Below are 19,988 nucleotides of genomic sequence, written 5' to 3'. Positions count from 1 at the left end.
CTCGCGATGTTATGGGCCTTTCCCAGCGTCAGGGAATCCCACCGGTGACGCCAGGCGCCGCCGGGGGCGGGGTTGGCATCGATAAGCAAAAAGTCTTGGGCGGGGATAAGCCCGCGGGAGGTGAGCTGGTGGGCCGTCGCCAAGCCTGCCTGGCCCGCGCCGATGATGATGCTGAGGTAGTGCTCCACCGTGCCATTGTAGCGGGGGTGAAAATGCGCCGTATGTTGTGGCTCACTAGATGGTAGGTAATGTACTTTTTATCTGCGCGCTCGCTACACGTGAGCGGCCTGCCATAACTGCACAGCTAGAAAGGATTCCCATGGAAGATTTTTCCGCTTATACGCTCATGCTGGACGTGGGTTGGATTTCCTTACTCATGGTCATCGGCAATATTTTGCGCCACCAAGTGAAGTTTATCTTCCAGGACTTATTGCTGCCTGCCCCCATTACCGCCGGGCTGCTCGGGCTGCTCGTCGGGCCCAACGTGCTGGGGTGGATCAACTTCTCCGATAACCTCGGCGACTACACCTCTATCCTCATTGCCGTGGTCTTTGCCTCGATGGCGTATTCCATGGAGGTCGGCGGCAACATGGGCAAGGGCGCGCGCAATATGTGGGGCTATTCCACCATGATGTTTACCGGCCAGTGGGGCCTGTTCATCGTGCTCGGCCTGCTCTTCTTTGCCCCGGTCTTTGATACCCCCAACTGGTTCGGCATGATGCTGCCGGTTGGCTTTACCGGTGGTTTCGGCACGGCGGCCGCTGTGGGTGGCGCGCTGGAGGGCGTCGGCGCCGAGGCGGCAGCGTCTCTGGGCTTTACCTCCGCGACCGTCGGCACGCTGGCCGCGATTATCGGTGGCGTCATTGCTGGTAACTGGGGCATCCGCAAGGGCAAGGTATCCTACGTGCCCAAGGAGCTGCCGGAAGAGATTCGCCGCGGCTACATCAAGAACCTGGATGAGCGACCCTCCCTCGGCCGCGCCACCACCAACCCCTCTTCCATTGAGCCGCTCGCGCTGCACTTCGGCTTCATCATCCTCACGGTCATGACGGCTTATGGCGTCAATCAGGGTATTTCCAGCATTTGGGAAAATGTTTCGATCCCGCTCTTTGCGATGTCCATGGTTATCGGCCTCATCTTCCGCGCCATCATGAATTTCGTCGGCGCCGAGGATTACCTGGATAAGGATTCCGTATCCTCAATCTCCGGTGCCGCTACCGATTACCTCATCGCCTTCGGCGTGGCCGCCATCGTTCCTGCCGCTATCGCTTCCTACTGGCAGGCGCTGCTTGTCCTGTTCATCCTGGGCACCATCTTCTGTACCTTCTTCTTGATGTGGTTCCCCGCCGAGTTCTTTGGCGAGCGCTGGATCGAGCGCGGCATCTTCGGCTGGGGCTGGGCGACGGCCACCGTGGCTACCGGCATCGCCGTGCTCAAGATCGTCGACCCGAAGCTGAAGTCCGGAACGCTTTCCGAATACGGCATGGCCTACATCGGCTTCGGCCCGTTCGAGATTTCGTGGACCATCATCGCGCCGATGGCCGTGATGTACGGGTTTACCGGCGCGTTCGGTGCCGTCTCGCTGGCCATTTCCATCGGCGTGTACCTGACATTCAAATTCATGGGCTTGCTTCCGCCGCGCGGCACGATTTTCAAAGAGGGCATTGGCCACGTGGGCCAGAAACAAGAAACCTAGCCTTCACAAATTCACTCTGTGCAAGCCGGGCTCCCGCACTTTTGGTGTGGCGGCCCGGCTTTGTCGTGCCGCGGCCTGCTACACCTCTGCTGCGCCCGGTTTGCTGGCCGCCAATTCGCTTGCTTGCCGATGCCCGTCTACCCCCAGCCCTCGTTAGCGCGGGACGCTCACTCCTGGGGCGGCCGAACTTCGATAGGGCTGTTGCGGCATTGCGGCAGAGCTGGGGAGCGTAGCATGGGAAGTTGAGCCGGGGTGACTCAAAAAATTTGGGTTGAGTGGAATAGGCTCAACTTTATGTGCGTTATACCAAGTGAATCCTTAAAATGGACGAATAAATCTTAGAAGGAGAAACGTACACATGAGTTCTTTTAACCCCACCACCAAAACACAAGAGGCTCTGCAGGAAGCCCTGCAGACCGCTTCCGCGAATGGCAACCCGGATATCCGCCCGGCGCACCTGCTGGCGGCCATCCTTGGGCAGGAAGGCGGCATTGCCGCGCCAGTGCTCAAGGCCACCGGCGTTGACCCGGATACCGTGCTGAAAGAAGCGCGCGAGCTGGTTAACTCTTATCCCAGCGCCGAGGGTGCCAATATGTCCAACCCGCAATTCAACCGGGATGGCTTAAACGTACTGACCAAGTCGCAGGAATTGGCGGGCGAGCTTGGCGATGAATTTGTGTCCACCGAAGTCCTCCTCGCCGCCATCGCCGGTTCGAAGACCGACGCCGCCGAGTTGCTGACCGGCCGCGGCGCAACCTACGACGCCATCAAGGGCGCCTTCCCCTCCGTGCGCGGGGCCGCCAAGGTGACCTCGGAGAACCCGGAAGACCAATTCCAGGCGCTAGAAAAGTACGCCACCGACCTCACCGCGCGGGCGCGCGAGGGCAAGATCGACCCGGTCATCGGGCGCGATCAGGAAATTCGGCGCGTCGTCCAGGTGCTTTCGCGCAGGACGAAGAATAATCCGGTGCTGATTGGTGAACCGGGCGTCGGCAAGACTGCGATCGTTGAGGGCCTGGCCCGCCGCATCGTGGCTGGCGATGTCCCCGAGTCCCTGAAGGGCAAGACGCTTATCAGCCTGGACCTCGGCTCCATGGTCGCCGGCGCCAAGTTCCGCGGCGAGTTCGAGGAGCGCCTCAAGGCTGTCCTGGATGAGATTAAGCAGTCTGAGGGCGAAATCATTACCTTCATCGATGAGCTGCACACCATCGTCGGCGCCGGCGCTACCGGAGAAGGCTCCATGGACGCCGGCAACATGATCAAGCCCATGCTGGCCCGCGGCGAGCTGCGCCTCGTCGGTGCAACCACGCTGGATGAGTACCGCAAGTACATCGAAAAGGACGCCGCCCTCGAGCGCCGTTTCCAGCAGGTCTACGCCGCAGAGCCGTCCGTGGAAGACACCATCGGAATCCTGCGCGGGCTCAAGGAGCGCTACGAGGTGCACCACGGCGTGCGCATCATGGACTCCGCCTTGGTGTCTGCAGCGGAGCTATCGAACCGCTACATCACCAACCGCTTCCTGCCGGACAAGGCCATCGACCTAGTCGATGAAGCCGGCTCCCGCCTGCGCATGGAAATCGACTCTTCGCCGCAGGAAATCGATGAGCTCGAGCGCATCGTTCGCCGCATGGAGATCGAGGAGCTCGCGCTGAAGAAGGAATCCGACGCCGCCTCCAAAGACCGCCTGGCCGCCCTGCAAGGCGAGCTCGCGGACCAGCGCGAAAAGCTCGGCGAGCTCAAGGCGCGCTGGGCCAACGAGAAGAAGGCCATCGATGACGTGCAGGATATTAAGGAAGATCTCGACGATCTCCGCCGCCAAGCAGAAATTGCCGAGCGCGACGGCGACCTCGCCCTAGCCTCCGAGATCAACTACGGCAAGATCCCGCCGCTGGAAAAGGACCTGGCAGCAGCCGAGGAAAAGGCCGCCGCCCAGCGCAATACCATGCTGGATGAGGAGGTCAGCCCGGATACCATCGCGGAGGTCGTCTCCGCGTGGACCGGCATTCCCGCCGGCAAGATGCTGCAGGGCGAGACCGAGAAGCTGCTGAACATGGAATCGGTGTTGGGCAAGAGGGTCGTCGGCCAGCGCGAGGCCGTGACCGCTGTGTCCGATGCCGTGCGCCGCTCCCGCGCGGGCGTGGCTGACCCCAACCGCCCGACCGGCTCCTTCCTCTTCCTCGGCCCTACCGGCGTGGGCAAGACGGAGCTGGCTAAGGCGCTGGCGGACTTCCTCTTCGACGATGAATCCGCCATGGTGCGCATCGATATGTCCGAGTACGGCGAGAAGCACTCCGTTTCCCGGCTCGTCGGTGCCCCTCCGGGATACGTCGGCCACGAAGCCGGCGGCCAGCTCACCGAGGCCGTGCGGCGTCGGCCTTATACGCTCGTGCTTTTCGACGAAGTGGAAAAGGCCCACCCCGACGTCTTCGACGTCCTCCTCCAGGTCCTGGATGAGGGGCGGCTTACCGATGGCCAGGGTCGCACCGTTGACTTCCGCAATACCGTCATCATCCTAACGTCCAACCTGGGCGCCGGCGGTACGAAGGACGAGACGATGGAGGCCGTAAAGCGGGCCTTCAAGCCGGAGTTCATCAACCGCCTCGATGACGTGGTGATGTTCGAGCCGCTGTCGGAGGAACTGCTGCGCGGCATCGTGGACATCCAACTGCGCGGTCTCACCGAACGCCTGGAGGCCCGCCGCCTGACGCTGCAGGTATCCGATTCCGCCAAGTCCTGGTTGGCCGACCGCGGCTATGACCCCGCCTACGGCGCCCGCCCGCTGCGCCGGACCATCCAGCAGGCTATCGGTGACAAGCTGGCGAAGAAGCTTTTGGCCGGTGACATTGCCGATGGCGATACCGTCCACGTCGACGTCGCCGATGGCGGCGCGGAGCTGGATATTTCTGCTCGCTAAATTACCGGGCGAAAAATAATGCTCATGCCTTTAGACTGGGAGGCATGAGCATTTTAGTTTCCCCGCAGGAACTCAAAGAATCCATCTACCACGGCGATCGTTTCACTCTTCTCGGCACCCACTGGCACCCCAAGACGGGCCAGAGCTTCATCGACTTTGCGTCCCAGCACATCCCCACCGCACTTTTCGGTGATACCGGTGCGGCCTTCGTCGGCCTTCCGGGCTCGCGCAATGGCCGCAACCCGCTTCCGGACGAAGATAAGCTGCAAGCCTGGATCCGTTCTTGGGGCCTGCAGGAAGACCGCCCCGTGGTGGTCTATGACGAGGGCCGCGGGCTTTTTGCCGGCCGCGCGTGGTGGACGCTGCGCTGGGCCGGCCTAACTGATGTGCGCATCCTCGATGGCGGCCTAGAAAACTGGCTCGCGAACGGTTACCAGACTCTCACGGGTCCGGGCAATATCGCGGTCGGCTCGAAATTCGAGGTCACTCCCGGCCAGCTGCCTACCGCCACGATTGAAGACGTCCGCGAGCACGATGGCGTGCTCATCGATACCCGCTCGAGTAACCGCTTCGCCGGCCGCCGCGAGAACCTAGATTTGAAGGCGGGCCACATCCCCGGTGCGGTCAATGTTCCCGAGCGCCTTTTCCACAACGATGGGGTGCGCACGTTGAAGTCCCCGGATGAAATCCGTGAGGTGTTGGCCGCGGCTGGGCTGACTCAGGAAAACACCAAGGATGCAATCATCTATTCCGGTTCGGGCAACAACTCCGCACTGGCCCTTGCGGCGATGGAGAACGCAGGATTTACCGGCCTGCGCCACTACATCGGCGGCTGGTCGCAGTGGTCGGCAGACCCGACCAACCCGGTAGAACGCGGGGATAGGACTTCGGTTAACGATTAATTCCAATTAATCGCTCCGACTCCGACTGGTACCGGCACCGTGGGGTGCCGGTACCTATTATTATCAGGAGATGATGGCTTCTTTACTCCTGATTTTCGCACTCGTGCTCGGCATCGCCGGTGGCTTTTTGCTGTACTACGATCGCACGCAGCGCGCAGCCGATGCCCAGCGAGACACCGCATCCCAGCACGACCCGAAAGACTGGGACACCCGGGAAGACCAGGATGCGCCTTCCCACGCAAGCCCCGAAACTGAAGAGGGCGCGGAAGACACCACAGGCTCCGAAGCAGTGACAGATCCTGAGAGCGAAGGCGGTACTGAGGCCCACCCCGGTTTCGAGGCGAAGTACTCACCGTCTCCTGATGCTGAATCCGATTCTTCCTCCGCAATCTCTGCAGGCCGTCACCATCGCATTGCAGACGATTCAGACCGCAGCGATGACGACAAGGGCAGCGGTGACGACAAGATAAGTAAAGACAAAGCCAACGCCGATAGAGGCAGAGCCGAAACCCGCGCCAGCGAGACTGAGGCTCTTTCTGACAATGACGTTGTAAAAGGCAGCGCCAACACTGCAAGCAACACTGAAAAGACGTCGGAAATTGGCGCAGATTCTGACGTTAACCAGGATGCGGACTCGGACGCAGAAACGGAATCGGGTGGGGATGACTTCCCCGAAGAGGCAGTCCAGGAGAGAGCTGAAGAGCAATCGGAAGGGCACGCTAAGTCCAAGCCGGTAGGGCGGCCGCGGCCGCTAATCCCTGGCACCATTCGTCGGGAGCGCAAGAACTGGGCGGAAACCCGGGGCTTTGAGTACATGAAGTCGGACCAGTATCTTGTCGATGAATGGACGAGGGGAGTGGCCTCCTCCGGCGCCGCGCCGAAAGATATCGTTGCCGGCAACGTGTACGGCCACGAAATGCTGCTGATGGATATTGACGGCGTCAATGTGATGGCGATGCGGACGGGAGCGGCATCGGATGTGGTCATTGATTTCCAGCGCTTCGGCAGCCAGGAGGCCGAGATGTCCGAGGACCTGTTGATGGCCATGAGCATCGAAGGGTTTGATGTATATTCCTCCGATCGCGGCGTGGCGGAGCGGATGGTGGACGAGCGCGTGCGAATTGCGTTGCAGCGCATGCCGGAGGTGGTGTCGGCGCTGTGGCTGGAAACCGAGTGGGTTTTGGCACAAACCACCAAGCATTCGCGCACCGCGGATTGGGAGGCAATGCTCCCGCCCTTGGCTTTACTTGCCGATGCTTCCCGCGTTCTCCCACCCCGTTCCTCCTCCGTGCATACCATCCACCTTGAGGACTTGGACCCGGCCAGGGAGATTCCCGCCGCGCCTGTGGTCGACGCGGTGGGTGGAACAGCGGCGGCGGGACAGCCGGAGTTTTCCCGGCCGGTCATTCAACGGCCGGAGGAACCGTTGGATATGCCCTCGCGCACGTATTCTGAGACCCGCGGCCCAGTTGAGCACACGGCGATTGGGGCGGACGAGGTCGATGCCATTGCCGATGGCAATGAACGCCCCACCCCCGACTCGGGCACCGCCCGCCTGCCGCGCCAGCAATTCGGGGAGGCTTCCATCTTTGACGACGCTTCCGATGATGCTTTTGGTGACGACCTCGGTGACGCGGACAAAAATGCGGCCAAAGACTCGTCCACCGGCTCAACCAGAAATTCCTCTCGAGGCAGCTCCCAAGACGCCAGTGGCACGGCCGCTGCACGGGAGAAAGAGGATACAGACCGCTATGACGATTCCGGGTCGCAGCAGGGAGAGTAGCCTAGAATGTTGCGTTGGCCCACATAGCCAGGACTTTCCTCATATGCTGAAAACTCTAAAGAAACTCTAGAAAAAGGAGCAATGCGATGACTGAAGTGCACCTGCAAGAAGACAAGAAGAAGCGTCTCGCGGAACTGGTCAATGAGCTTGCCGTGGTGCATGGCAAGGTGACTTTGTCTTCGGGCAAAGAGGCTGATTATTACGTTGATTTGCGGCGTGCGACCTTGCACCACGAGGCCTCCCGCCTCATCGGATCCTTGCTCCGCGAGCTCACCGCCGATTGGGATTTCGCGGCCGTGGGAGGACTGACCCTTGGTGCGGATCCGGTAGCGACCTCCATCATGCATGCCGAGGGCCGCGATATCGACGCCTTCGTCGTACGCAAGGAAGCTAAAAAGCACGGCATGCAGCGCCGCATCGAGGGCGCGGATGTGACCGGAAAGAAGGTGCTGGTGGTCGAGGACACCACCACGACCGGCAACTCGCCGCTCACGGCAGTCGCCGCATTGCGCGAGGCTGGAGCAGAGGTGGTCGGTGTGGCTACCGTCGTTGACCGCGCTACCGGCGCCGAGGACGTCATCTCGGCCGAGGGCCTTGAGTACCGTTCTTTGCTTGGCTTGGGTGACCTTGGACTCGCGTAACGAGATGGACCAGGAACGCCAGGAGGCGCCCGCCGGGCAGGCCGAGAGTTCTGCGCAACCAGAGCAGCAGGAGCAGCGAGAGCAGCGAGAGCAGCCCGAGGAGGCGAAGGGTCCGACCGAATGGAACGAGGGCCGCCACGGCGTGGGGCCCTGGGAAGGTCCCTGGCCGGAAGGCACGGAGGCGGACAAATACGATCCGGAGCTGCTGCGCGAGGGCGACCGGCGCAATGTCGTCGACGCGTATCGGTATTGGCGAAGGGAGGCGATTAAGGGGGATATCGATAAGCGGCGGCACAGCCTGCATATCGCCATCGAGAACTTTGAAAATGATGCCAATATCGGCACCGTCGTGCGTACCGCCAACGCCTTTGCCGTTGATACCGTCCACATTGTGGGTCGGCGCCGGTGGAATCGCCGCGGCGCCATGGTGACAGATAGGTATCAGCATCTGCGGCATCATGAGAGCGTCGATAAGCTCATTGCCTGGGCGGCTGAGGAAAACCTGACGGTCGTTGCCATTGATAACACCCCCGGTTGCGTGCCCCTCGAAACGGCCGAACTGCCGGAACGCAGCCTGCTGCTATTCGGGCAGGAAGGCCCCGGAGTAAGCGCCGCCGCGCAAGACGCCGCCCTAATGACCTGCTCCATCGCGCAATTCGGCTCTACGCGGTCCATCAACGCGGGCGTGGCCGCGGGCATCGCCATGCATACTTGGATCCGGCAGCACGCCGATCTGAACAATTCCTGGTAAGAGATCGTTACACTAACTGTAATAAACCTTGCTACTGGAGTGATAAAGAAATCGTGGAAGAAAAGTGGGCCCACCGCGCCGAACTCGCGGAAACCGCCATTGATGAGCGCCATGCGCATTCCGTATGGGGCCTGCCGCGAACCAACCTCGCCATCGTCAGCTGGCCGCCCACCACGAAAGAAAAGCTCCTCGTGCACTGGCACTACTGGTGGCAGGCGCACTACCTCGATTGCCTCGTCGATGCGGCGGAGCGGAAGAATACTAAGGCCCGCCGCCAGCGCATCCTTGACACCATGCGCGGGATTCGCATGCGGAATCTTGCGCAGCTGACCAAGAATAAGTACTTCGATGACAAAGCCTGGCTCGCCCTCGCTTTCGGGCGCGTGGGCGAGGTAAAGAAGATGAAATCGCCCAAGGCGTTGGCGTCTTTGCAGGGCAATATCACCGAAGGCCTCGATGACTCGCTGGGGATATTGCCGTGGCGGGACGGAGAGAACTTCATGAATGTGCCGGCCAATGGGCCCGGTGCCATCATGCTCGCGCGGATGGGCGATATCACCGCGGCCCGCCGCATCGTTGACTGGGTCTACGACAACTTGGTCAATGAAGATGGCTTCATTATGGACGGCGTGCGCATGCGCATGGACGGCCCCGAAATTGTCAAACAAGTCCACCCGTACTGCCAAGGCGTGATGTTGGGGGCATGCCTGGAGATTGTGTTGGCGATGCGGGAGGAGTCGAGCATCGGCAAGCTGGAGCAGATCGACAGCGTCTACGAGGCCGAACTGGCATCCGAGATGATGAGCTACATCATTAAGATTCGGGGCTTGGTGCAGGCTATTGCTTCCGGGATGGCGACTCCCTCCGGCGTCGTGGATTGGGAGACCGGTGATGGTGATGGCGGCCTGTTTAAGGGCATTCTGATGCGCTATCTTGCCGATGTTGCCGTGCGGTTGCCCGGGGACTCGCCCGCGAACCGGGCCACCAAGAAGCTGGCGACCCGGATGGTTGTGGCGTCTGCCGAATCCGTGTGGGAGCACCGGCTCGAGGTCGATGGCCTGCCAATTTTTGGCTCTGACTGGACTGCCGATGCCCGCCTTCCACACAACTACGGCTTCGGGCACACGACCGTGAGTGAAAAGATGGGAATCATTCGCGTGGATGAGCGCGACCTATCCGTGCAGCTGTCTGGTTGGATGCTTCTGGAGGCGTGTGCTCGGGTGGCTCGTGACCTGCATAAAACATCGGGTCGCGATTAACCGCGTTTAACCGTGCTGTTAAACACCTTGCGCGGGGCTTGTCGTGTGGGGGCGCGTCATTTTTGAGAGTTGGGTAGTAAACACAGGAAATGTCACACCAATTTTGCGGCGGGATTCCGGAAATGTGGGCATAATTGGGTGTTGGAACGTGTTTGACCGCAATCCCACTTAAGGATGGAATTTCATGCCAATTGCAAACCCCGAGGCGTATAACCAGATGCTGGACACCGCGAAGCAGAACGGCTTCGCATTTCCAGCCATCAACTGCACCTCGTCTGAAACGATCAACGCAGCACTGAAGGGCTTTGCCGAGGCAGAGTCTGACGGCATCATCCAATTCTCCACCGGTGGCGCAGAGTTCGGCTCTGGCCTCGCGGTCAAGAACAAGGTTAAAGGTGCTCAGGCCCTAGCCGCTTTCGCGCACGAGGCAGCGAAGCACTACGGCGTCAATATCGCCCTGCACACTGACCACTGCCAGAAGGAAGTTCTGGACGATTACGTTCGTCCGCTGATGGCCATCTCCCAGGAGCGCGTCGACCGCGGCGAGAACCCGCTTTTCCAGTCCCACATGTGGGACGGCTCTGCTATTCCGATCGATGAAAACTTGGTCATCGCCCAGGAGCTTCTGGAAAAGGCGAAGAAGGCACACATCATTCTCGAGGCAGAGATTGGTGTTGTCGGCGGTGAAGAAGACGGTGTCGAGGCCAAGGCCGGCGATAACCTGTACACGACTCCGGAAGACTTTGAAAAGACCATCGATGCCCTGGGCACCGGCGAGAAGGGCCGCTACCTGTTGGCCGCTACCTTCGGCAACGTGCACGGCGTCTACAAGCCCGGCAACGTGAAGCTGCGCCCTGAGGTTCTGTTGGAGGGCCAAAAGGTTGCGCAGAAGAAGCTCGGCCTGAGCGAGGGCGAGCACGCCTTTGACTTCGTCTTTCACGGCGGCTCCGGCTCCGAGAAGGAAAAGATCGAAGAGGCGCTGCGCTACGGCGTCATCAAGATGAACGTGGATACCGATACCCAGTACGCGTTTACCAACCCAGTGGCTCGCCACATGATGGAAAACTACGACGGCGTGTTCAAGATTGACGGCGAGGTAGGCAACAAGAAGGTCTACGACCCACGCTCCTACCTGAAGAAGGCAGAGCAGGGGATGTCCGAGCGCGTCATCGAGGCATGTCAGGACCTCCACTCCGTGGGTAAGACCACGGCCAAGTAGGACGAGTCCCAATTAGCTCCATGTTGAGCTGAAGCCGAAGGCGCGACCGCACTGTAGGCACGACGAAGTAGCCGCTTCCCCCTGTGTGGGAGGCGGCTTTTCCTATTTCTGGTCCGATCTCTGGACCTAACGCTGGGCCCATCTGTGGGGTGCAAGGATGCGGCGGGGCTTGCCGGGTATGAGACAGAGCAGGCAAGTATGCCAGATCAGCCAGACAAGCTATGCCGACCCGACCAGCTATGCCAGCGAGATTGGACAGAAATATAGGCTGGCAAGGCCAGGCGGGAACGGCAGGCCCAGCGGTCCCAGTGGACTAGACGGACCAGACGGACTGGGTGGGGTGAGGATTAGACGTAACTCCTTGTTGGTCGTGGTGAATGGGCGGGTGAGGGGATAAACCGTGGGTTACCGCTCCACGGCGGGATCCAAGCGATGCGGCCCTCGATGCGGACCATGCGCCCGCGGGCGGTGGGGCGGGAATCATCGTCTTGATTCACCGCATTGTGATGGGCACAGAGCGTTACGAGGTTTTCTTGGTTCGTGGGGCCGCCGGCGGCCCAGGCGGTGAGGTGGTGGACTTGGGCGTCATCGGCAGGCGTGGAGCAGCCGGGCCACGCGCAGATGGGATGTTCCGCGCGGGCTAGCATGCGCTGTTTCCAGCTGGCCATGCGTTCGGTGCGATACAGGTTTACCGCGCCGTGCTCGGGGTGAACCAAGCTGACGTAACCGCGTTGGGCGAGGGTCCGGGCGACGAGCTGGGCGCCGGACATGCGCGCGCCGTTGGAAAGCTGAAGCATGATGTCATCGCCCTGGCCAGCAGAGATGTGATCTAGTTGGTCGAGGGTAATGATCACATTGGTATGGACCGCGGGGAGCGCGCCGGGATTGCCCTCGAGGATGACCTGCTTGGCCGCCGCAAGCGGGTTTTCCTTATCCACGGAAGCGAGAACGCCCTTGATATCTGCGATATCCGTGGGATCCGCGGTGATGGAGATGGTGTGGGGACCATCGGGGCGTCGGGTGTAGCGGACACCGTGGGAGGGGCGCTTGGCGGGGTTGAGCTGTTTGAGGCGCTTCTTCGCGATTGCCGGAATCAGGTGGGCTTCTGCGCGGCAGAGCTCCAGGCGAAGATCCCAACTGCGGTTGGTGTCTTTAACGCGGTGGGCGAAAGACTCGATGCTTTCAAGCACAGCGAGGTCGTGGCCGCGAGAACGAGCTGCCTCGCAGGCAAGGTGCTGCTTGCGGCTATTGGAGGTACGGCCGAAATAGGTGTGTTGCAGGCGGGCGAGTTGCGCGGCGAGGAGCTGGCTGGCGCCGGCCTCGATGAGCTGCTGTTCGGAGCATCCCTGAAACTCGGCGACGAGGTCCACACCGCGACGGCAAAGTTGCAAAAATTCTGTGTTCACGGCTCCTGACCGTAAAAGTGGCACGGGTGCGCGGCAATGGATGTGCAAGGAGAAACGGCGAATCTGTGGAATTCTCGCGCTGCGGGGGTCGCTGAGGCGCGCATATAGCGCGTTATCCACAACCTGGCGCGGGCCGGGATGCGGACGCACGGGGGCGGTGGTAGAGGGAGGTCTTCTATGCTGGAGGTCATGTCGGAAGCGAAACAAAGAGTCTCAACGAGGCAAATGCTGCGGGTGGTGGACCGCTCAGTATTATCGCGTCTGCAACGCATCCGTTCGCGCTTCGTTTATATAATCCAGGCCACCGTCGGTGCCGCATTGGCGTATTGGGTGGCTAGCTCCCTCTTTGGGCATCCGCAGCCGTTCTTCGCGCCCATCTCGGCAGTCATCATCCTGGGCCTTTCGGGCGGGGACAGGATGAAGAAGGCATTGGAGATGTCGCTCGGCGGCATCGTCGGCGTGGCTGTGGGCGATTTGCTCTTCCAAGTGGTGGGGCAGGGCCCGTTCCAGATCCTGTTCATCGTGGGAGCCGGCCTGGTGGTGGGGTCCTTTATTACGAAATCGCCGCTGGTATCCAACCAGATTGTCTTTGGATCCATCCTTATCGCCACGATCTTTCCGCCCACAGAGGGGCCGGGTGGCCTGCACCGGGCCATCGACGCGATGATTGGTTCCGGCATTGGGCTTATCACGATTGCGCTGATCCCGAATTCGCCGTTGAAGGAAGCTCGGCGCGAGGTGTCGAAGGTGCTGCGGATTGCATCGAGCATTCTTAATGACGTCACGCATGGCATCCGCGATACCAATCCCGAGATCATTCGCGATGCCCGCGATGCGGTGCGGGGCACGCAAAATGACGTGAATACGCTGTTGAGCGCGGCACAATCGGGCAGGGAGGCCTCGGAAGTATCGCCTCTTTTGTGGACCTCGCGCAGGAATATTCGGTCCCTGGAGCGCATCTTATTGCCAGTAGATAACGCGGTGCGCGGGGTGCGGGTGCTATCGCGCCGCGCGCTCGTGCTTACCGAAGACGGCGATACCGTGTCCGATAAGCAGCTAGAGCTCTTGGAGGAATTATCAGAAATTATCCTGGCGGTAGGAGAACTCTACGGCCGGCAAAAGCGAGATCACGATGAGGCGATAGAGATCCCCGAACTTGTGCAGCGGCTGCGCTACGTGGGCGGTCAAGCGGGCATGGATCTTATCGAAGAAGGCGCAACGCTTTCTGCGTATACGATCCTCGCGCAGACGAGGTCCATCGTTGTGGACATGCTCATGGTGTGCGGACTCTCGCGCGAGTCCGCCGTTGCGCACTTGGTTCCTACCTCGACGCACCCGGCATTCCCGCCGGAAGTATGGGAACGCGACGATAAACAAAAGGGAAAGAATTAGCAGGACCTGCCCGCAATTCCAGCGAAAAAGTGGGTGCGAGTAGCGAGGGGGATTAGGCACGCACGACTTGGAGGTCGCGCAGATGGCGGTAAAAGGTGACGCGGGTGAGGGGGCGTTTGTGGGGGATGGCATCGACAAGCACGCGCAGCTGGGTACCGCCTGCCTGGACCGCGCGGCCGGTGCGGACGGAATCTGGGTCGAGGCGGCCGGGTTTGCGAAGCAAGGAACGCAGGCGGCCTGCGGGCTCGACTGGCGATGTCGCGCGAGCCGCTAGGATACCCGGAGCATCGGTCATGGGGACCAGCCGCGCGCCAAAAGTGCCGCGGCCGGAGGCGGCGAGGGTGTCATCATCGATGATAACTTCACCGGTAAGCGGGCCATTGGACCAATCCGAGATGGTCGCTGATCCGGCAACGGCCTGGCCGGAATCGTTGCGGATGAGCGGCACTGGGCGAACTGGGGCGGTGCGGGCAATCTCGAGGGCATCCTGCGGCTGTGCAGGCAGGCCCCAATTGGCGGCGGCAGCCGAATCGCCCGTGGGAACGAACGCGACCTCGGCCCACAGGTTATCGGCGCGCATAAGACGGGTGATGACGGCGTTGAGCGCCGAGTCCGAGCCGGCGACGACGATGCGCAGGCGGTCCTCCAGATAAGGCTCCTGCGGGGCGGCGGCGGGGGCGCCGAGGTGGCGGACATCGGGTTGCGCGGCGATCTCGTCCAGCGAAGGCGTGGGGTCGTGGGGGAGGAGATCGGTGGCGGCGGCATCGATAAGCGCGAGTTCCTTGCGGGAAGGAACGGCCGAAAGGTCAATAGCCTCTGCGGGCAAGTCAATGTCCGAGGCACCGCAGCGGAGGAACAAAAAACGCATGTACATCATGCTACGTGGGCTAATCCGGCCAGAAAAGTGTAAGGTAAATGCGTATTTTGGCTTCAATAATGAGGAAGTGACTTAAAAGATGGCAGCGATCGTCATTGTCGGCGCCCAATGGGGCGACGAAGGCAAGGGCAAGGCTACCGATATACTTGGCGGGAAAGTTGACTACGTAGTCAAGCCGAACGGCGGCAATAACGCCGGGCATACCGTCGTGGTCGGCGGTGAAAAATACGAGCTGAAGCTCCTGCCCGCCGGGATTCTTTCTGAAAACGCCACCCCGGTGCTGGGCAACGGCGTGGTGATTAACCTTGAGGCGCTCTTTGATGAGATTGATGGCCTCGAGGCACGAGGGGCGAATGCTTCTCGCCTGAAGATTTCCGCGAACGCGCACCTCGTGGCGCCGTACCACCAGACCCTCGACCGCGTGCAGGAACGCTTTTTGGGCAAGCGCGCCATCGGTACCACCGGCCGCGGCATTGGGCCGACCTACGCCGATAAGGTCGCGCGCATTGGTATTCGCGTGCAAGATATCTTCGACGAATCCATCCTGCGGCAGAAGGTGGAGTCCGCGCTGGAGATCAAGAACCAGATGCTGGTGAAGATGTACAATCGCAAGGCCATCGAGGCAGAGCAGATTGTGGAGTACTTCCTGAGCTATCGCGAGCGCCTGCGCCCCATGGTTATTGACGCGGAGCTTGAGCTCAACCAAGCGCTTGCCAATGGTCAGAACGTGCTCATGGAGGGCGGCCAGGCCACCATGTTGGACGTCGACCACGGTACCTATCCGTTTGTGACTTCCTCGAATCCGACTGCGGGTGGGGCATCGGTTGGCTCTGGCATTGGGCCGACGAGGATTAAGACCTCGCTGGGCATTATCAAGGCCTATACCACCCGCGTGGGCGCCGGACCGTTCCCTACCGAGCTGTTTGATAAGTGGGGCGAGTACCTGCAGACCACCGGCGGCGAGGTCGGCGTGAACACCGGCCGCACACGCCGCTGCGGTTGGTACGATTCCGTGATTGCTCGTTACGCTACGCGCGTAAACGGGTTTACGGATTACTTCTTGACCAAGCTCGATGTGCTGACCGGTATTGGGGAAATCCCTATCTGCGTGGCTTATGACGTCGACGGCAAGCGTTATGACGAGATGCCGGTTACCCAGTCTGAGTTCCACCACGCCGAGCCGATTTTTGAAACCATGCCGGCGTGGGACGAGGACATATCCGAGTGCGCCACCTTCGAGGAGCTTCCGCAGAAGGCACAGGATTATGTGCTGCGCCTTGAAGAGCTGTCCGGCTGCCGCATCTCTTATATCGGTGTCGGACCTGGCCGCGACCAAACCATCGTGCGCCACGATGTCATGGAAGACCAGTAATGGACGTATTTGCGGTGATGAGCTCGGCCTAGCCGCGAGCTCATAAAAGTAAGAAGGGGCGAGGTACCTTGCTGAGGTACCTCGCCCCTTCTTTAGGATCCCGCGGGGCGCTCCCCGAGGCTATGACCGTTCAGCTTTAGTAAGCGGCGGTCAGGTTGTCGTAGCCGTTGATCTTGAGTGCTTCCAGCACGCGGTCCACGGCTGCCTGGTCAGTATCCGGGTTATAGGTGTCTGGGAAGGTCAGGTGTGCGCTGTGGCTGTCCTTGAAGTCGATGTTCATGAACTCGTGGCCCAGCTCGTCAGTAGCGAGCGCGAGTTCGCGCTGCACAGCCAACTTACCGCTCTGCAGGATAGGTGCAGAATAGTCCTGGTCTCCGTTGATTACATCTTCCTTGTCACCGGTGATATGGCCCTTTTCGGCGTGAGCGCCGGGCTCATCGGACTGGTCGGTGGACTGCTCAACGTCAGCGGTCTGGGTTACCTCTGGCTCAGCAAGCTGGTCCTGGGCGTCAACTGGGCCGGTGCTGCCAGTTAGCGGTAGTACAGCAGCGATGGCGCTAGCAATAAAAGAAGGAATAGACATTTCCGATCCTTTCTGGGTTAGTGTCTGAAACCGATAAAAATACTAGCACCGTAAAAGGCGAGTAACTATATGGAATTCAACTTGTTGATTCGTTCATTAAAATTTTTTTAGAAGCTATTGACGGAGAAAAATGCTTTAGTCCAATATGTGGCATTAGACCCGCATTATTCGTCTTGAAGTGTGACATTCGCTATTAAGTTTAACCGGAGTGCAATATAATACAACGCCGGTGGGTGCGAGGGGTGCACTGGAGGTTGACGCTAATAAAAGCTGACATTTGATGGGATTTAGCTCATTAAAGTGGCTTAAGCCAAAGTAGCGTCCATTTCCTGTCAAACTTTAGAAAAGCAGACTGTAACTTTGGTTTATCCCCCATTTTAGTGGACGCTTCAATTACTGCACGACTTCTATTTACAGTGCAATTTTGCGCGAAGTACGCACGCTTTCCTGTGACGTTTGACACTTCTTGAAAGCATTTCCTTAAATGTAAATAATTTTCTTAATCAGTGCCTACAGGGGAATTATACATAACTGAATAATGTCTGAAGGTAAGTTGAATCGAACATGTGATCGCCATTGTTTACGGTCTTTCATTTTGGGAGTTCAGGTGATTGAAGGCTCGTATTGCGTAAAACCAATGTTTGTGACTGTTTAAAAAGTGTACCGACATTTAGTGGGGTGCAAGACTGAGTTCAGAAAATGCTGGTAACAGCGTTAATAGAAATGGTAAATCTACTAAAAGCTGTACGTTATCTATTAACCTATAGCATTCTGGAGTGAAGTTCACCTTCGAACAAAAATTTATTTATGACGGTTTTAATTGCCAGCTTCCGTTTATCGGTAAACCGGAATTGGCATAGTAAATTCGTTGACGTATCACTTGGATAAGTTTGAAATATTTCTCTTTGAACGCATGGACTGGTACTCTCCTAAAGGCACAAACGGTGGCGATCGTAGCGGTTAGTGAACAGGGATCGTCTATCGTGTGTTCAAGTTTCACATTTAGGTTCTACACAGCTGAAGTTCGAGTTGTGTAGATGCGAATTGTAAGAAGATGTCCTTTTAAAGGGGAGAAGATGAGCGGAGTGCGCGATTTATCCCGGAGAAAGTGGACTGTATTAACCGCAATCTTTGCTGCATTTGCGGTTATTGCTGCTATGGTCACTGTTCCCTGGAATCAAGCAAATGCTGAGGAAAGTAATCCTACAGATTTTGAGCCAAATGTAAGTTTGGGAGATGTAAACAAGATTATGCCCAAAGGAGTAGATACTTCTTGGGGGCCACTTGTTTGGGCGGGAACGCCGCCAGAGGGTGCTGGTAAAGGAAACCCGAACAACAACGTGGGATGGGGCTGGTGTATCGAACCATTCGCCCAAATCCCACTGCAAACAAATCGGGTATATGCGAAGGAAAACGCAGAAAGGCTTGAAATCTCACCCGAATACAGGGATGGTGTGATCAATCTTGCACGGAAATTGAAGGATGCAGCGAAGCGGAAGGATAGTAAGGCTGCTGCAAACTACTCCGTGTATTTAGCAGCTTTAATTGCTGAGAAGGACACATCACGGGCTATAGCTGCCGCTACTATTACTGGCCGAGACCCATCTTACGGTGCGCTTGATCCAGGTCAGCCTACATACCCTAGCTTTACGGGAAGCCACGAGGAATTTACGGAACTGACTGGGTATCGAATTGTAGACGACTATGACCCGCCAAAATTCGAAAAAGATCCATCCGTGCAGATTCCGGAACAGCCTGAAGATGCTTATATCACGATTGTTCGTCCTCACGATGATAAAGGTAGGGTCGATAAAACACGCAGAGACCAGCCTGTGATGCCGCCGGATCAGCCTGGTCTACCTGATACCGAGGGGGACGAGCCGGAGGAATCCACGACTCCCGAGCAGCCTTCCGAGGAAGAAACCACGGAAGATGAGCCTACGGAGGAAGAGAGCACTCCGAACTCCACGGAAGAGCAGCCTTCCGATGAGGAGACCTCGACAGAGGAGACCACTTCCTCTGAGGAACCTTCGACGGAGCAAACCACTACTCAGCCAAGCACTGAGCCTAGCGAATCGACTCCAACTACTAGTGCATCCGAGAAGAAGTTGCAGCCAAAGATTCGCACCAAGGCAGAGTTCGCCGACGATGCTGATCAGGTTGTTGCTGGTGCAAAGGTAAAGGACACGGTTCACTACGAAGATCTGGTCCCGCACAAGGAATACACTCTTGAGGCTGAGCTGAAGGATAAGGCTGGGGACAACCAGGTCGTCGGCAAGGGCAAGAAGACCTTTACTCCAGAACAGTCCTCCGGTGACGTGGACGTGGAGATCACTGTTGACAGTGATCTTAAGAAGCCCATTGACGCGGCAGTCGCCTTTGAGACCTTGACCTCTACTGAGGTTGATGCAGAAGGAAAGTCCACCTCTGATTCTGACAAGAAGAATGTCATCGCTGAGCACAAGGACTTGAGCGACGAGGCACAGACCGTAAATTCCGTCTGGAACCCAGAGATTTCCACCAAGGCCAAGCTGGCCAAGGGTGAAACGGTTGAGTCCGGCGCTAAGGTAACCGATACCGTTAAGTACAAGGACTTGGTCCCAGGGAAGAAATACACTCTGAATGCGGAATTGGTTAATAAGGCAGACGAGTCTGTAATTGGTAAGGGTGAAAAGACCTTTACTCCGAAGAAGTCCGCTGGCAAGGTTGACGTGGAAATCACTGTTGACAGTGACGTAAAGAATCCGGTCAAGGCTGCGGTTGCTTTCGAGGAGTTGACCTCTACTTCGGTTAATGCCAAGGGCGAGGAAACTCCTGATGCTGAGAAGCCGAACCATGTTGCTGAGCACAAGGACATTAATGACAAAGACCAAACCGTAAACTCTAAGAAGGACAACAAGCCTTCGGAGTCGTCTTCGTCGGAGACTTCAACGACTAGCTCGAAGCCAAGCACCTCGGAGTCCAAGAGCTCTGAACCATCGACGGAGAGCAGCTCGGAATCTGAAACCTCGGAACCATCGGACTCGGAGACCTCCTCTTCGAAGACTACGACCAGTACTGAGCCTTCGAGCACGACCTCTTCGGAAAAGCCGGAGGAGCCTGCTGATACTTCTGCAAAGCCGGAGATTTCGACGAATGCTGATTTTGCTCAGGGTTCGCATGAGGTTGTTGCTGGTGCTGAGATTGTTGATGA

The 19,988-nt window shown here is 58.6% G+C and carries 15 protein-coding genes; 11 read left to right on the top strand and 4 right to left on the bottom strand.

Features of this window, described 5'->3' with window-relative positions; all coding sequences use genetic code 11:
- Positions 1-188 (bottom strand): NAD(P)-binding protein (locus ABRP84_RS11025; RefSeq protein ID WP_349853813.1); only part of this gene is annotated, 188 nt, incomplete at its 3' end.
- A gap of 131 nt (positions 189-319) precedes the next feature.
- Here ABRP84_RS11025 and ABRP84_RS11020 point away from each other — a divergent pair.
- The 8 genes from ABRP84_RS11020 (at position 320) to fbaA (ending at position 11,165) form a co-directional block, all read left to right on the top strand.
- A complete protein-coding gene (locus ABRP84_RS11020; protein WP_349853812.1) occupies positions 320-1,696 on the top strand; it encodes a sodium/glutamate symporter in 1,377 nt (458 codons plus the stop codon).
- A 358-nt stretch (positions 1,697-2,054) separates the two neighbouring features.
- Entirely contained in the window at positions 2,055-4,610 is a 2,556-nt protein-coding gene (clpB, locus tag ABRP84_RS11015; protein ID WP_349853811.1) for an ATP-dependent chaperone ClpB, read from the top strand.
- Positions 4,611-4,654: 44 nt separating this feature from the next.
- On the top strand, positions 4,655-5,512 hold the full coding sequence (locus ABRP84_RS11010; RefSeq protein WP_349853809.1) for a sulfurtransferase: 858 nt from the start codon (positions 4,655-4,657) through the stop codon (positions 5,510-5,512).
- A 70-nt stretch (positions 5,513-5,582) separates the two neighbouring features.
- Positions 5,583-7,295 carry a TtfA family protein gene (locus ABRP84_RS11005; protein ID WP_349853808.1) on the top strand — a complete coding sequence of 571 codons (1,713 nt, stop codon included), beginning with the start codon at positions 5,583-5,585 and terminating at the stop codon, positions 7,293-7,295.
- An 86-nt stretch (positions 7,296-7,381) separates the two neighbouring features.
- Positions 7,382-7,936 (top strand): orotate phosphoribosyltransferase, encoded by a 555-nt coding sequence (gene pyrE / locus ABRP84_RS11000; protein WP_349853806.1) that lies wholly within the window; start codon positions 7,382-7,384, stop codon positions 7,934-7,936.
- Positions 7,937-7,940: 4 nt separating this feature from the next.
- A complete protein-coding gene (locus tag ABRP84_RS10995) occupies positions 7,941-8,687 on the top strand; it encodes a TrmH family RNA methyltransferase (RefSeq protein WP_349853815.1) in 747 nt (248 codons plus the stop codon).
- 53 nt (positions 8,688-8,740) lie between these two features.
- The gene (locus ABRP84_RS10990; protein ID WP_239269996.1) at positions 8,741-9,946 is read left to right on the top strand and encodes a glycoside hydrolase family 76 protein; all 1,206 of its coding nucleotides are present in this window, start codon (positions 8,741-8,743) and stop codon (positions 9,944-9,946) included.
- A 184-nt stretch (positions 9,947-10,130) separates the two neighbouring features.
- A complete protein-coding gene (gene fbaA / locus ABRP84_RS10985; protein WP_349853805.1) occupies positions 10,131-11,165 on the top strand; it encodes a class II fructose-bisphosphate aldolase in 1,035 nt (344 codons plus the stop codon).
- Between the two features lie 347 nt (positions 11,166-11,512).
- On the opposite strand, the gene ABRP84_RS10980 is transcribed toward fbaA, so the two are convergent.
- Complete coding sequence (locus ABRP84_RS10980; protein ID WP_349853803.1) at positions 11,513-12,571, bottom strand: HNH endonuclease signature motif containing protein; 1,059 nt, start codon at positions 12,569-12,571, stop codon at positions 11,513-11,515.
- Between the two features lie 177 nt (positions 12,572-12,748).
- Between ABRP84_RS10980 and ABRP84_RS10975 the strand changes: the two genes are divergently transcribed.
- Positions 12,749-13,963 (top strand): FUSC family protein, encoded by a 1,215-nt coding sequence (locus ABRP84_RS10975; protein ID WP_349853801.1) that lies wholly within the window; start codon positions 12,749-12,751, stop codon positions 13,961-13,963.
- Positions 13,964-14,015: 52 nt separating this feature from the next.
- Here ABRP84_RS10975 and ABRP84_RS10970 read toward each other — a convergent pair whose 3' ends face one another.
- A complete protein-coding gene (locus ABRP84_RS10970) occupies positions 14,016-14,831 on the bottom strand; it encodes a hypothetical protein (RefSeq protein WP_349853799.1) in 816 nt (271 codons plus the stop codon).
- A gap of 88 nt (positions 14,832-14,919) precedes the next feature.
- Between ABRP84_RS10970 and ABRP84_RS10965 the strand changes: the two genes are divergently transcribed.
- On the top strand, positions 14,920-16,212 hold the full coding sequence (locus ABRP84_RS10965; RefSeq protein ID WP_239269992.1) for an adenylosuccinate synthase: 1,293 nt from the start codon (positions 14,920-14,922) through the stop codon (positions 16,210-16,212).
- A 136-nt stretch (positions 16,213-16,348) separates the two neighbouring features.
- Here the strand turns inward: ABRP84_RS10965 and ABRP84_RS10960 are convergent, their stop codons facing one another.
- Positions 16,349-16,795, bottom strand: coding sequence for a hypothetical protein (locus ABRP84_RS10960; RefSeq protein WP_239269991.1), 447 nt, complete (start codon positions 16,793-16,795; stop codon positions 16,349-16,351).
- 1,736 nt (positions 16,796-18,531) lie between these two features.
- Here ABRP84_RS10960 and ABRP84_RS10955 point away from each other — a divergent pair.
- Positions 18,532-19,988 (top strand): VaFE repeat-containing surface-anchored protein (locus ABRP84_RS10955; RefSeq protein ID WP_349853798.1); only part of this gene is annotated, 1,457 nt, incomplete at its 3' end.

This window comes from Corynebacterium sp. KPL2861 (genome assembly GCF_040225475.1).
In the GTDB taxonomy this organism is placed as follows: domain Bacteria; phylum Actinomycetota; class Actinomycetes; order Mycobacteriales; family Mycobacteriaceae; genus Corynebacterium.
Note: the sequence above shows the minus strand (reverse complement) of the source record. Positions and strands in the feature narration are given on the sequence as shown.

Bases quoted from the DNA above. Each gene is read 5' to 3' on its own strand.
- ABRP84_RS10960 (WP_239269991.1), bottom strand. From the start codon at position 16,795: ATGTCTATTCCTTCTTTTATTGCTAGCGCCATCGCTGCTGTACTACCG.
- fbaA (WP_349853805.1), top strand. From the start codon at position 10,131: ATGCCAATTGCAAACCCCGAGGCGTATAACCAGATGCTGGACACCGCG.
- ABRP84_RS10965 (WP_239269992.1), top strand. From the start codon at position 14,920: ATGGCAGCGATCGTCATTGTCGGCGCCCAATGGGGCGACGAAGGCAAG.
- clpB (WP_349853811.1), top strand. From the start codon at position 2,055: ATGAGTTCTTTTAACCCCACCACCAAAACACAAGAGGCTCTGCAGGAA.
- ABRP84_RS11005 (WP_349853808.1), top strand. From the start codon at position 5,583: ATGATGGCTTCTTTACTCCTGATTTTCGCACTCGTGCTCGGCATCGCC.
- pyrE (WP_349853806.1), top strand. From the start codon at position 7,382: ATGACTGAAGTGCACCTGCAAGAAGACAAGAAGAAGCGTCTCGCGGAA.
- ABRP84_RS10995 (WP_349853815.1), top strand. From the start codon at position 7,941: ATGGACCAGGAACGCCAGGAGGCGCCCGCCGGGCAGGCCGAGAGTTCT.
- ABRP84_RS10975 (WP_349853801.1), top strand. From the start codon at position 12,749: ATGCTGGAGGTCATGTCGGAAGCGAAACAAAGAGTCTCAACGAGGCAA.
- ABRP84_RS11010 (WP_349853809.1), top strand. From the start codon at position 4,655: ATGAGCATTTTAGTTTCCCCGCAGGAACTCAAAGAATCCATCTACCAC.
- ABRP84_RS11020 (WP_349853812.1), top strand. From the start codon at position 320: ATGGAAGATTTTTCCGCTTATACGCTCATGCTGGACGTGGGTTGGATT.
- ABRP84_RS10970 (WP_349853799.1), bottom strand. From the start codon at position 14,831: ATGCGTTTTTTGTTCCTCCGCTGCGGTGCCTCGGACATTGACTTGCCC.